General features: G+C 72.3%; 12 protein-coding genes and 1 pseudogene. All 13 read left to right on the top strand.

Annotated features, from left to right (window positions below):
* Positions 1–647, top strand: a pseudogene (locus CCN72_RS15105) (NAD(P)/FAD-dependent oxidoreductase); the annotation flags it as partial.
* 57 nt (positions 648–704) lie between these two features.
* Positions 705–2,504, top strand: a complete 1,800-nt coding sequence (locus CCN72_RS15110; RefSeq protein WP_086807973.1) for a gamma-glutamyltransferase family protein — start codon at positions 705–707, stop codon at positions 2,502–2,504.
* A gap of 113 nt (positions 2,505–2,617) precedes the next feature.
* On the top strand, positions 2,618–4,036 hold the full coding sequence (locus CCN72_RS15115) for a phytoene desaturase family protein (protein ID WP_086807974.1): 1,419 nt from the start codon (positions 2,618–2,620) through the stop codon (positions 4,034–4,036).
* A gap of 52 nt (positions 4,037–4,088) precedes the next feature.
* Complete coding sequence (locus tag CCN72_RS15120; protein WP_086807975.1) at positions 4,089–4,598, top strand: O-acetyl-ADP-ribose deacetylase; 510 nt, start codon at positions 4,089–4,091, stop codon at positions 4,596–4,598.
* Positions 4,599–4,938: 340 nt separating this feature from the next.
* Positions 4,939–6,129, top strand: coding sequence for an ATP-binding protein (locus CCN72_RS15125; protein ID WP_085567396.1), 1,191 nt, complete (start codon positions 4,939–4,941; stop codon positions 6,127–6,129).
* Positions 6,126–6,965: a roadblock/LC7 domain-containing protein gene (locus tag CCN72_RS15130; protein ID WP_237553375.1), complete on the top strand. Its 840-nt coding sequence runs from the start codon at positions 6,126–6,128 to the stop codon at positions 6,963–6,965. Before CCN72_RS15125 ends, CCN72_RS15130 begins: the two co-directional genes overlap by 4 nt.
* The gene (locus tag CCN72_RS15135; RefSeq protein ID WP_085567397.1) at positions 6,962–7,345 is read left to right on the top strand and encodes a DUF742 domain-containing protein; all 384 of its coding nucleotides are present in this window, start codon (positions 6,962–6,964) and stop codon (positions 7,343–7,345) included. The genes CCN72_RS15130 and CCN72_RS15135 overlap by 4 nt, the downstream gene beginning before the upstream one ends.
* A 3-nt stretch (positions 7,346–7,348) precedes the next feature.
* Positions 7,349–7,909: a GTP-binding protein gene (locus tag CCN72_RS15140; RefSeq protein ID WP_037659561.1), complete on the top strand. Its 561-nt coding sequence runs from the start codon at positions 7,349–7,351 to the stop codon at positions 7,907–7,909.
* A gap of 14 nt (positions 7,910–7,923) precedes the next feature.
* On the top strand, positions 7,924–9,279 hold the full coding sequence (locus CCN72_RS15145; protein ID WP_086807976.1) for a cytochrome P450 family protein: 1,356 nt from the start codon (positions 7,924–7,926) through the stop codon (positions 9,277–9,279).
* 70 nt (positions 9,280–9,349) lie between these two features.
* Complete coding sequence (locus tag CCN72_RS15150; RefSeq protein ID WP_086807977.1) at positions 9,350–10,621, top strand: cytochrome P450; 1,272 nt, start codon at positions 9,350–9,352, stop codon at positions 10,619–10,621.
* Entirely contained in the window at positions 10,618–11,448 is an 831-nt protein-coding gene (locus CCN72_RS15155; RefSeq protein WP_086807978.1) for an enoyl-CoA hydratase/isomerase family protein, read from the top strand. The genes CCN72_RS15150 and CCN72_RS15155 overlap by 4 nt, the downstream gene beginning before the upstream one ends.
* 166 nt (positions 11,449–11,614) lie before the next feature.
* Positions 11,615–12,484: a methylenetetrahydrofolate reductase gene (locus CCN72_RS15160; RefSeq protein WP_208638010.1), complete on the top strand. Its 870-nt coding sequence runs from the start codon at positions 11,615–11,617 to the stop codon at positions 12,482–12,484.
* A 67-nt stretch (positions 12,485–12,551) separates the two neighbouring features.
* On the top strand, positions 12,552–12,917 hold a 366-nt coding region (locus CCN72_RS15165; RefSeq protein ID WP_143664105.1), incomplete at its 3' end, for an Ada metal-binding domain-containing protein.

Raw genomic sequence — 12,917 nt, forward strand, 5'->3', positions numbered from 1 at the left:
TGCCCGCCCGGGTCCGCGACGCCTATCTGCGCTTCCGCCGTGGCCCCGGTGCCTTCAAGGTCGACCTGGCGGTGGCGGGCGGCGTGCCCTGGACGAACGCGGACGCCCGCCGGGCCGGCACCGTCCACCTCGGCGGCACCCTCGCCGAGATCGCCCGCGCGGAAAGGGACGTGAACCGGGGACGGATGCCGGAGCGCCCCTTCGTCCTGGTCGGCCAGCAGTACCTGGCCGACCCCACCCGCTCCGTGGGCGACGTCCACCCGGTCTGGGCCTACGCACACGTCCCGTACGGCTACGACGGCGACGCCACCGAGGCCGTACTCGCCCAGCTCGAACGCTTCGCCCCCGGCACCCGGGACCGCGTCCTCGGCCTGCGCACCACCACACCCGCCCGATTCGCCGCCGACAACGCCAACTTCGCGGGCGGCGACATCCTCACCGGCGCCAAGACCGTGCCTCAGCTGATTCTCGGCCCCCGCCCCGCCCTCGACCCCTACTCCACCGGCCTGCCCGGCGTCTTCTGCTGCTCCGCCGCCACTCCGCCCGGCCCCGGCGCCCACGGCATGTGCGGGGCGGGAGCGGCCGCATCGGCCCTGCGCCATCTGGGAGTTCGGCAGAGTGCGGACGGGAGGCGGAGCCGTCGGTAGCCTGGCGGCTGATCGGGCGACCGACCGGAACCGGCCCATACTCGCGCGAGGTGAGACGTGCAGTTCACCACCCGGCCCACCCTGCAAGGCACCTTCGGCATGGCCTCCGCCACCCACTGGCTGGCCGCACAGTCCGCGATGGCCGTGCTGGAGGACGGCGGCAACGCCTTCGACGCGGCCGTGGCGGGCGCCTTCGTCCTGCACGTCGTGGAGCCGCATCTGAACGGCCCGGCCGGGGAGGTGCCGATCCTGCTCGCCCCGGCCGGCGGCACGGTCCGGGTGCTGTGCGGACAGGGCGTGGCCCCGGCCGCCGCCACCGCCGCGCGCTACCGGGACCTCGGCCTGGACCTGGTCCCCGGCACCGGCCCCCTCGCCGCCGCCGTACCCGGCGCCTTCGACGCCTGGCTGCTGCTCCTGCGCGACCACGGCACCAAATCCCTTGAGGACGTACTGAAATACGCCATCGGCTACGCGGAACACGGCCACCCGCCGGTGGAGAACATCGGCGCGACCGTCGAGGGCGTCCGGGCCCTGTTCGAGACGGAGTGGACGTCCTCGGCACAGCTGTATCTGCCGGACGGCCGCCCGCCCCGCCCCGGTGTGCCGCTGCGCAACCCCGCCCTCGCCGCCACCTGGCGCCGGCTGCTCGCCGAGACCGCGCGGGCCGGGAACCGGGAGGCCCGCATCGACGCGGCCCGCGAGGTGTGGCGCGGCGGCTTCATCGCCGAGGCACTGGTACGGCAGTCCCGGCGCCCCACCCTGGACACCAGCGGCGACCGGCACACCGGCATGCTCGACGCGGCAGACCTCGCCAACTGGTCGGCGACGTACGAGGATCCGGTGTCCTACGACTGGAACGGCTGGACCGTGTGCAAGGCCGGACCCTGGAGCCAGGGCCCCGCCTTCCTCCAGCAACTCGCCCTGCTGCCACCGGAACTGCCCGAGTACGGCAGCGCCGACTACATTCATCTCCTCGTCGAGGGCTGCAAGTTGGCCATGGCCGACCGGGAGGCCTGGTACGGCGACGCCGCCGAGGTACCGCTCGCGCAGCTGCTGTCGGACGAGTACAACGCCGGGCGGCGCGCGCTGATCGGGAGCGAGGCGTCGTACGAACTGCGCCCCGGCGCCCCCGGCGGCCGCACCCCCCGGCTGCCCGGCCTCGCCCGTGCGGCCGCACCGCTCGCGGACGAGGGGTTCGACCCGATGGGCGTGGGGGAGCCGACGCTCGCGCGGCTGTCCGGCGACGGGAGCACCCGGGGCGACACCTGCCACCTCGATGTGGTCGACCGCTGGGGCAACATGATCGCGGCCACGCCCAGCGGCGGCTGGCTCCAGTCCAACCCCGTCGTGCCCGAACTGGGCTTCCCGCTCGGCACCCGGCTCCAGATGGCCTGGCTGGAGGAGGGCCTGCCGAACACCCTCACCCCCGGCCGCCGCCCCCGCACCACCCTCACCCCCTCCCTCGCGCTGCGCGACGGCGTCCCGGTCATGGCGTTCGGCACGCCCGGCGGCGATCAGCAGGACCAGTGGCAGCCGCACTTCTTCCTCGCCGTCGCCCTGCGCGCCCCGGTCCGCGGCGGCCTCGACCTCCAGGGCGCCGTCGATGCCCCGAACTGGCACAACGACGCCTTCCCCAGCTCCTTCTACCCGCGCGACCACCGCCCCGGCAGCGTGACCGTCGAGTCCCGGACGCCGGATGCGGTGGTGGCCGGCCTGCGCCGCCGCGGCCATGACCTCACCCTCGGCCCCGCCTGGTCCGAGGGCCGGCTGTGCGCGGTCGCCCGCGACCCGGAGACCGGCGTCCTGTCGGCGGCGGCGAACCCGCGGGGGATGCAGGGGTACGCGGTGGGGCGCTGAACATCCGGCCCCGCAAGGTCCCTCGGCCGCCCGCTTGCCGTCCGGCCCCGCGCTGTCGGTGCCCCGGCATATCCTGACCCCGAGTGGCCATCGGCTGACGAAGGGGTCCGAAGGTGCCGTCGATGCTCGATGCGGTCGTGGTGGGGGCGGGTCCGAACGGACTGACCGCCGCGGTGGAACTGGCCCGGCGGGGCTTCTCCGTGGCCCTGTTCGAGGCGTGCTCCACCGTGGGCGGCGGCGCCCGCACCGAGGAGCTGACCCTGCCCGGCTTCCGGCACGACCCGTGCTCGGCCGCCCACCCCCTGGGCATCAACTCGCCCGCCTTCCGCGCCCTGCCCCTGGAGCGCTACGGCCTCGAATGGCTGCACGCCGAGCTGCCCATGGCCCACCCCTTCCCCGACGGCACCGCGGCCGTGCTCTCCCGCTCGGTCGCCGAGACCGCCGCCTCCTTCGGACCGCGTGACGCGGGGCCGTACCGACGACTGGTCGAGCCGCTGCTCGCCCACTGGGACACGCTCGTAGCGGACTTCATGTCCCTGCCGCTGACCGCGCTGCCCCGCGACCCCCTCACCCTGGCCCGCTTCGGACTGGCCGGGCTGCCGCCGTCCACGTGGCTGCTGCGCCGCTTCAAGGACGAGCGGGTCAAGGCCCTGTTCGCCGGGCTGGTCGCCCATGTGATGGCCCCGCTGGACGGGTTCGCCACCGGTGCCGTCGGCCTGGTCTTCGCGCTGGCCGCGCACGCCCGCGGCTGGCCGGTGGCCCGCGGCGGCTCCCAGGCCATCTCGGACGCGCTGGCCGCCTACCTCCTCGACCTCGGTGGCGCGGTGCACACCGACTACCAGGTCAAACGCCTGGACGACCTGCCGCCCGCGCGCGCCTACGTCTTCGACACCTCGCCCGCCGCCCTCGCCCGCATCGCCGGTTTCGGCGCCCACTACGACCGCTATCGCTACGGCCCCAGCGTCTTCAAGATCGACTACGCGCTGGACGGCCCGGTGCCCTGGACCGCCCCCGAGGCCCGCGTCGCCGGCACCGTCCAGATCGGCGCGAGCCGGGCCGAGATCGACACCGCCCTGCGGGCCGCCTCCCGGGAGGGCCGCGCCCCCGAGAAGCCCTTCATGATCACCGTGCAGCCCAGCGTGGCCGACCCCGGCCGCGCCCCCGCCGGTAAACACGTCTTCTGGGCGTACGGCCATGTGCCCAACGGCTGGTCCGGGGATCTCACCGACGCCATGGAGCGCCAACTGGAGCGCTTCGCCCCCGGCTTCCGCGACCGCGTCCTCGCCCGCGCCGTCGCCGGCCCCGCCGAGATGGCCGCCCGCAACGCCAACTACGTGGGCGGTGACATTGCCTGCGGCGCCGCCTCCGGGCTCCAGCTGCTGCTGCGGCCACGGCCGACCCTCTTCCCGTACCACACCCCCCACCCGGCCGTCTTCCTCTGCTCCTCGGCCACCCCGCCGGGACCGGGCGTCCACGGCATGTCGGGACACAACGCGGCGAAGGCCGTCTGGCGCAGACTGAGACAGACCTGACCGCCGGCGCAGACTGAGGCAGACCCGACTTCCGGCGGAGAGTGAGACAGACATGACCGGCATCCTGCTCGTCCAGGGCGACATCACCCACCAGAGCGCCGACGCGATCGTCAACGCGGCCAACTCCTCACTGCTCGGCGGGGGAGGTGTTGACGGCGCCATCCACCGCCGCGGCGGCCCCGAGATCCTCGCCGAGTGCCGCGCCCTGCGCGCCGCGCGCTACGGCCGGGGGCTGCCGACCGGGCAGGCCGTCGCGACCACCGCGGGACGGCTCGACGCCCGCTGGGTGATCCATACCGTCGGACCGGTCTTCAGCGAGGACGAGGACCGCTCCGAGCTGCTCGCCTCCTGCTACCGCGAGTCCCTGGGCGTCGCCGACGCGCTCGGCGCCCGCACCCTGGCGTTTCCGGCCATCTCCACCGGCGTCTACCGCTGGCCCATGGCCGACGCCGCCCGGATCGCCCTGGAGACCGTCCGCGCCGCGGAGACGGCCGTCGAGGAGATCCGCTTCGTGCTCTTCGACACCCCCGCGTACGAGGTGTTCGCCCGTCAGATCGGCTGATCCGACGGCTCCTTCACGCCCTCCTGACGCCCCCTTGACACCGCTCGCGAGCAACTGCCGGACCGCTATCCGGAATTGTCGGAGCAGCAGCGCGTAACTACCGCAACCCGGGCGGTGAGCAGGCTTGTTGACCTGCCTCGGCGTGGCAAAGGTTCCCCTAAGCGGGTGATAGCATCCCCGCGTCTGTGACCTTGGTCCCCTCGGCTCAGGCACCGCAGAAAACGGTTTCGGTCCGGTCCTCCGCGTGACCTGCCCGACCCGTTCGCGACCGGTTGTCCCACACCGGTGGTGCGGTGCACTTCCGCCAGCGGTCGCAGGCTAACCGCCAGGAAAGGTTTCCATGATTCGAGACGCACTTGTCTGGTGCCTGGTTGTCGTGGCGGCGCTCGGCGTCGCCGCGGCCGTGGTCCTCAGTCGTCGCGCCAAGGCCATCGCGGCGAACAAGGACAGGTCCGAAGCCGCACTGACCCAGCGACTGAGCGAGGCCGACGGCCGGCTCGCCACTTTACGAGCAGAGCTCCACCAGCACCGGACCGACCACGCCAAGACCATCCAGGAAGCCGAGGAGGCGGCGGAGGACAGCACCAAGGCCGTGCTCAAGGGTTCCGCGCGCTTCCTCCAGAGCCTCGCCGCCGAACAGCTGGCGCTGCTGGAGGAGATCCAGCGCAAGTACGGCGGCCACACCGTCCTCGGCGACCTCCTGGAGGTCGGCCACGCCAACGCGCAGATGGCACGCAAGGCACAGGGCATCGCCGTGATGTGCGGCGCCCCGCTGGGCCGCCGCAGCCGCGCCGCCAGCGTCTACGACGTGGTGCGCAGCGCCCAGGGCCAGATCCGCAACTTCCGCCGCGTGGAGATCATGCAGCAGACCGGCTTCGCGCTGAAGGCGTCGGCGGTCTCGCCCGTCGCCCTCGCGGTCGCCGAACTGCTCGACAACGCTGCCAGCTTCTCCCAGCAGGGCTCGCCCATCGAGGTGACGTTCCAGCGGGTGCAGAAGAACCTCTGCATCGTCATCGACGACGCGGGCGTCGGCATGAACGACGAGGAGCGGCAGAAGGCCACTGCCCTGCTCTCCGGCCAGTACCGCCCCCGGCTGTCCCAGCTGGGCAACCAGCCGAAGTTCGGCTTCCCGGTGATCGGCCTGCTGTCCCAGCAGTACGGGTTCCGGGTGGACGTGACCGGTGTCTCCCGCTACGGCGGTGTGCGCGCGGTCGTGCTGCTGCCCGAGGAGCTGTGGACCGAGGAGGAGACGGCACCGGTGAACGAGGTCCAGCCCGTTGTCGAGCAGCCCGGCGCCCCCGCCGCCCGGCCCGAGCCGGTGGCGCGCACCGCGGGCGGACTGCCCCGGCGCGGTGCCCGCCAGGTGCCCATAGCCAGCGTCCCCGACCAGGACACCGTCGGTCTGCCGCACGTCGCGGCGGGGGAGGACGCCGGCCGCGCGGCGGGCCGCAGCCTGGGCGCCTTCCAGCGCGGCACGCTCTCCGGCCGCAATCTCTCCGCGGCACCGTCCGAAGGGTCCGATGACACATGATCAGCGACCTGTCGTGGATGCTTGAGGACATCGTGGCCAACGTGCCCAAGGCACGCCACGCCGTCCTGCTGTCCGCGGACGGCTTGCCCCGCGGGTCGACCGACGGCATGGCGCAGAAGGACGTGCGGACCATCTCCGCCGCCATGGCGGGCATGCAGTCGCTGAGCCGGGCCACGTCCCACTTCGCCGGGGACGGCCCGGACCGGCAGTGGAACCAGACCATCATCGAGTTCTCGCACGGCTGGATCTTCCTGATCGGGGCCGGACAGGGCGCCTATCTCGCGGCGGCCGCGGCACCCGATGTCGACATGCAGCAGATCTCCTTCCGCATGCACCGGCTCGTCGCCCGGCTCGGCAACAACCTCACCTCGCCGCCCCGGGTGCACGCCGACGACGCCGGGACCCGCGACCGGCGCACCCGCGCCGACCGGGAGATCGGCACCGGCATCCGGATCGCCGACCTGGACGAGGTGATCAGCGAGGTGCGCGGCGCCCAGCACGCCGTACTGCTGGGCGGCGACGGCCTTCCCCGCGGCGCCACCACGGGCATGAGCCAGGACCTCGCGGACACCATCTCCGCCGCGATGACCGGCATCCACGCCTACAGCCGGGCCACCGCCCAGTTCGCGGGCGTCCAGCCGGACGCGTCCTGGCGGCAGACCGTCATCGAGTTCCAGCACGGCTGGATCTTCCTGATCTCGGCCGGGCGGGGCGCCTTCCTCGCCGCCGCGGCCCAGCACGACGCCGACATCGAGGAGTTCACGACCCGGCTGCACCGGGTGGTGCCCAGACTCGGCGCCTATCTGTCCCCGCACGGGGAGGCGAGCCACGCGTGAGTGACGAGCCCGACGAGGATCTGGAACTCACCTCCGCATTAGTCCCGTTCTTCGTGATCACGAACGGGCGGTCCCTGCCCCCGGAACACGCCTACGGGCATACGACGCTCGTGTCCGCGAGCGAGCACGCCGCCACCACGGTGCGCACGCTCACCCCGGAGGCCCGGCAGGTTCTGGACCTGGTCATGGACGGTTTCCTGTCCGTGGCCGAGGTGGCCGCCCACACCCATCTGCCGCTCGGGGTCGTCCGGATCCTGCTGGCCGAGATGGAGGACGGCAACCTGATCATCGCGCGGAAGCCGGTGCCCCGCGCGGAACGTGTCGACCGAGAAGTACTGAACGCCGTGCTCGACGGCCTCAGAGCCCGATTCGGAGCGTGATTCGTGTACCTGGATTCAGGTGTCCGTACGGCGGTGAAGGTGCTCGTGGTGGGGCACTTCGGGGTCGGCAAGACCACGTGCATCGCCAGCATCTCCGAGATCGAGCCGCTGCGGACCGAAGAAGAGATCACCGAGGCCAGCGAGGGCTTCGACGATCTGTCGGGCACCCCCGACAAGACCACCACGACGGTCGCCATGGACTTCGGCCGTCTGACCATCAACGACGAGGTGGTGCTGTACCTCTTCGGCACCCCCGGCCAGGAACGCTTCAAGGAGATGTGGGAGGAGCTGTCCCGGGGCGCCCTGGGCGCGCTCGTCCTCGTCGACCCCGAGCGGCTGTCCGAGTCGTTCCCCATCCTCGACCTGGTCGAGCGGTTCGGCCTGACGTACGCCATCGGTGTCAACCACTTCGACGGCACGCCCGGCTACCCGCTCTCCGAGGTGCGCGAGGCCCTCAACCTGTCCGCGGACACCCCCGTCGTCCCCTGCGACGTCCGCAACGAGCAGTCGTCGGCCAACGCGCTGATCACCCTCGTGCACCACCTTCTCTCCCTCATCGACTAGGAGCCCCCCCGCTCATGCAGCAGCAACCCGGCATAGAGCCGCCCCCCGGCTGCCCCGCACACGGGAACATCCCGCTCTACGGCCCCCGGTTCGGCTCCGACCCGGACGGCCACTACGCCCATCTGCGCGGCCTCGGCCCGAGCGCGCCGGTGGACATCGCGCCCGGCGTCGAGGTCGAGCTGGTCACCAGCTACGACGCCGCGCTCTACATCCTCCAGAACCCCGCCTCCTTCGTCCGCGACTCGCGGCGCTGGAACGCGCTGAACGAGGGCCGGGTGCCCGAGGACAGCCCCGCGCTGCCGATGCTGGCGTACCGCCCCAACGCGCTGTTTAGCGACGGCGCGGCGCACGCCCGGCTGCGCCAGGCCGTCACCGACTCCCTGGCCAGCGTCAACGAGCTCCAGCTGGTGCGGCAGACGCAGGCCTCGGCCGACTATCTGATCAGCCGCTTCAGCTCCGAGCGCATGGGCCAGGCCGAGCTGATGGCGGAGTACGCCCAGCCGCTGCCGCTGCTCGTCTTCAGCGACCTGTTCGGCTGCCCGCCCGAGATCGGTGACCGCGTCATCGCGGGCATCACCGGCATCTTCTCCGGCAGTGCCGGCGCCGACCAGCTGCTGGCCGAGGCGCTGAACGAGCTGATCGCCCTCAAGCGCCGCAGCCCCGGCGACGACCTGACGACGCGTCTGATGCAGCACTCGGCGCAGCTGTCCGACGAGGAGATGCTGCACCAGCTCGTCACCCTGCTCTCCGGTGGCACCACGCCGCTGTCCGCCGCCATCGGCACCGCGAGCGCGCTGATCCTCGGCGAGGAGTGGCAGTCGGGCCTGCCGGTCGAGGACGCCGTCACCCAGGTCCTGTGGAACTACGCGCCCATCGCCAACTACGCGGCCCACTACCCCACGCACGACGTGGAGCTGGGCGGCCGGGTGGTCAAGGCGAACGACCCGGTGCTGATCTCCTTCGCGGCGGCCAACACCGACCCCCGGCTCGCCGAGCACCGCGAACAGCTCAGTGCCAAGGCCCATTTGGCCTTCGGCGCGGGCCCGCACGCCTGCCCCGCCAAGGACCCGGCGTTCGTGATCGCGGTGACCGCCGTGGAGACCCTGCTCAACCGGCTCCCGGACATCGAGGTCCGGATGCCGTTCAAGGACCTCAGCTGGGTCCCGGCACCGTGGAGCCGCTCCCTGGTGGCGCTGCCGGTGCGCTTCACCCCGCGCATCGTGGTGCCGACGGCGGCGCAGAGGACGGAATCCCCGGTGGCCGCCTCCGCGGGCCAGGTCACGGCCACGCCCCGACCGGCGATGGGTGGTGCCGCCAAGCCCAAGTCGGGCCTGTTCAGCCGCTTCCTGGCGTGGACGCGAGGGGAGTGACGAAAACAACCCGCGGCTCGCATAGTCATTTTGTATATGCGTCAGAAGCGGAGGGTATGCATGCGGGCTGATGTCTAGATCAGAAAGGGTCATTGTGGAAACCATCGCCACTCAGCCCACCGACAGACGCTTCGCCGTATCGCTCTTCTCCCGGCTGCGCACGCCCAAGGGACAGGCCAACCCGTTTCCGATCTACGCGGAACTACGCTCCCGGGGTGCGGTGGCCACCGCGCCCTGGGGCGGTCACCTGGTGACCGGATTTGATGCCTGCGATCAGGTCGTACGCAGCAGAGACTGGCTGGAGCCGGACGCCCGCTGGCGAGAGCAGCAGGGCGACGGCACCCGCTGGACGGCGCCCTCCTCCCGGGAGATGAGCCGCACGCTGCCCGCTCTCAACCCCCCTGAGCACTCCTGGGTGCGCCGCTCGGCCGGTATGTTCGACCGCAGCTCGCTGGACGAGATGCGCGGGATAATAGAGCGGTTCACCACCAGGCTGCTCGACAACCTCGCCGAGCGGCTGCACGACGGTGAGGCCGACCTGAACAACCTGGTCGCCGAGGAACTGCCGGTCGCCGTCATAGGACACTGGCTGGGCCTGCCCACCGCCGACCACCCCCGGCTGCGCGAGCTCACCCACGACCAGGTGTTCACCCAGGAACTGCTGCCCTCCGCGAGCCAGTTGGCACTGTCGGACGCGGCCACCACTGAACTGCGCGGCTATTTCACCGACTTGGTCCGCGAGCGGCGCGCGCACCCGGGCGACGACCCGGTCTCCCGCTGGATCACCCTGTGGGACGGCATGGAGAGCGACCGCGACAAGGCCGACGAGGCCGTCTACTTCCTCGCCCTGTTCGTGCTCCTGGCCGCCTTGGAGACCACGACCACACTGCTGTCCACCACCGCCCTGCTGCTCCTCGAACATCCCCGCCAGTGGGACCGGCTCACCGTCCAGCCCGACTTGGTGTCGGCCGCCGTCGAGGAGTCGCTGCGCTACGACCCGCCCACCCATGTCATCAGCCGCGTCTCCTCGCGCGACTGCGAACTGGGCGGCGTGGAGATCCGCAAGGACGAGATGGTCCACCTGCTGATCGGCGCGGCCCACCGTGACCCGGCCAAGCACGAGGACCCCGAACTGTTCAACATGCACCGCAAGCCGGCCCATCTCGCCTTCAGCGGCGGCATCCACTACTGCCTCGGCGCGCCCCTGGCCCGCCTGGAGGCCCAGACCCTCCTCCATCAGCTGGTCACGCGCTTCCCCCAGCTCACCCTGGTCCGCCGCCCGACCTGGGCGCCGCGCGTGGCCTTCAGACGACTGCTGAACCTGGACGTCACCCTCGCATGACCGACATACCCGCGACGGCCGGACCGGCCGACCTCCACCGCCCCTTCGCCACCACCGCGATCCAGACGGACCTCGACGGACCCGTGCTGCGGATCCGGCTCGGCGCCACACCGGAGGACAACACCTTCACGGTCGCCCTGCTGGACGATCTCCTCGACGTCCTGCACGCTCTCCACGACCGGCCGGACATCCGCGTCCTGCTGCTGACCGGGGCGGGCGGCGACTTCAACCTGGGCGCCGAGCGCACCGAGTTCCAGACGGCCCTGGCACACGACCCCACCGGCACCGCCCTGCGTCGCATGAACGACAAGGCGCTGCGGGTGTGCGAGGCCCTGGAGAACACCCACGCCATCACCATCGCGCGGCTGCACGGCCGGGTCATCGGCGCGGGACTCGCCCTCGCCTCCTACTGCGATCTGCGCGCGGGCGCCGACGACTGCCGCTTCCGTATGCCCGAGGTCGCCCTCGGCCTGCCCCCGGCCTGGGGCGGCGCCATGGGCCGGCTGATCGCCGAGGCCGGTGTCTCGCACATCCGGGAACTCATGCTCACCGGCGAGAACTTCGACGCGGCCGCCGCCCAGCGACTCGGCCTGCTGCACAAGGTCGCCCCCCGGGACGGCCTGGACGCGGCGGTCGACTCCTGGATCAGGCCGCTGCTGCGCCGTGCGCCCGAGGCGCTCGTCCTCACCAAGCGCATGCTGAACGGCTACGCGCGAGCCGCCCGCACCGCCGAGGTGGGCCTGCTCGACGCCCATCTGCTCAGCGCGCACCTGGGTCTGGCCCAGACCGGCCAGTCCGCCCCACCCCCCGCCCCGGTCCGCTCCTGACCGGTCCGGCCCCGTCCCCGCCGTGACGGGGCCGTCACTCCACGGCGGCGGGCAGCGGGCCACCGCGGGGCCCGCGAGCGGCACGCGTGAGGCCGCGTGGCATCATCGGCCGGGGCCGGGACCCCCGGCCGGCAGCCACCACCGTGCCCGAGCCGCAAGGAGCCCGATGAACCCCGCCGTCACCGCCCCCGCCGCGGTGGGCACCGACCTGCTGGACGACTTCTCGCTGGAGATGACCGGCAAGGACGTGCCCGCACTGGAGGAGGCGCGGGACAGCATCCCGCAGGGCACCCGGATCAACGTCACCTTCCTCGCCGGTGAGGACCACGCCACCCGGCTCGCCGCCGCCCGCGCGGTCCGGGGGCTCGGCTTCGTGCCCGTGCCCCACATCTCCGCCCGGCGGCTGCCCTCGTCCGCCGCCCTGGAGGAGTTCCTCGCGGGCCTCGCCGAGGACGGCACCGCGGACAACGTCTTCGTCGTCGGCGGCGACCCGGCCCGCCCCGAGGGGCCGTACGAGGACGCCCTCGCCGTCCTGCGCACCGGACTGCTGGAGCGCTACGGGGTGCGCCACATCGGCATCAGCGGCTACCCCGAGGGCCACCCCGCGATATCCAGCCCCGCGCTGTGGTCGGCGCTCACCGACAAGGCGGCGGCCATCGGCGCAGGCCCCTTCACCGGCGATGTGATCACCCAGTTCGGCTTCGACGCCGACCCGGTCCTCGACTGGCTCGCGGCCGTCCGCGCCCGGGGCGTCGACCTGCCCGTCCGCATCGGCGTCCCCGGCCCGGCCGGCATCCGCCGCCTCGTCGGCTACGCCACCCGCTTCGGCGTCACCACCAGCGCCTCCGTCGCCCGCAAATACGGCTTCTCGCTGACCAACCTGCTGGGCACGGCGGGCCCCGACCGCTTTCTGCACGCGCTCGGCGAACGGTACGATCCCGCCCGCCACGGCGTGGTCAAGGTGCACTTCTACACTTTCGGCGGCTTGCGCACCACGGCGGAATGGGTCGGCGGATTCCGCGAGCGGACCCGGTAGCGGCCACCCCGGCCTACGTGTCGGATTTCCGCCAGCGCGCCGCTCCCGCCCTGGTCATCCTGGAGTCATGGAGACAGTGACGCGGTTCGACCGGGAGCATTGTGTGCGTGCCGTGCAGTCGAAGGACGCGCGGTTCGACGGGTGGTTCTACACGGCCGTGCTGACCACCCGGATCTACTGCCGGCCCAGTTGTCCTGTGGTTCCGCCCAAGCCTGCGAACATGACGTTCTACCCGAGTGCGGCCGCCTGTCAGCAGGCCGGGTTCCGCGCCTGCAAGCGCTGCCGCCCGGACACGAGTCCTGGTTCCCCGGAGTGGAATCAGCGCGCTGATCTGGTGGCCCGTGCGATGCGGTTGATCACGGACGGGGTCGTGGACCGTGAGGGCGTGCCGGGCCTGGCCGCCCGGCTCGGCTACAGCACCCGTCAGGTGGAG

This window comes from Streptomyces murinus, assembly GCF_002154555.1.
In the GTDB taxonomy this organism is placed as follows: domain Bacteria; phylum Actinomycetota; class Actinomycetes; order Streptomycetales; family Streptomycetaceae; genus Streptomyces; species Streptomyces murinus.

What these genes read in the sequence shown, in the direction of transcription:
- CCN72_RS15125 (WP_085567396.1), top strand. Translation starts at nt 4,939, where the DNA reads ATGATTCGAGACGCACTTGTCTGGTGCCTGGTTGTCGTGGCGGCGCTC.
- CCN72_RS15150 (WP_086807977.1), top strand. Translation starts at nt 9,350, where the DNA reads ATGTCTAGATCAGAAAGGGTCATTGTGGAAACCATCGCCACTCAGCCC.
- CCN72_RS15120 (WP_086807975.1), top strand. Translation starts at nt 4,089, where the DNA reads ATGACCGGCATCCTGCTCGTCCAGGGCGACATCACCCACCAGAGCGCC.
- CCN72_RS15145 (WP_086807976.1), top strand. Translation starts at nt 7,924, where the DNA reads ATGCAGCAGCAACCCGGCATAGAGCCGCCCCCCGGCTGCCCCGCACAC.
- CCN72_RS15155 (WP_086807978.1), top strand. Translation starts at nt 10,618, where the DNA reads ATGACCGACATACCCGCGACGGCCGGACCGGCCGACCTCCACCGCCCC.
- CCN72_RS15130 (WP_237553375.1), top strand. Translation starts at nt 6,126, where the DNA reads ATGATCAGCGACCTGTCGTGGATGCTTGAGGACATCGTGGCCAACGTG.
- CCN72_RS15160 (WP_208638010.1), top strand. Translation starts at nt 11,615, where the DNA reads ATGAACCCCGCCGTCACCGCCCCCGCCGCGGTGGGCACCGACCTGCTG.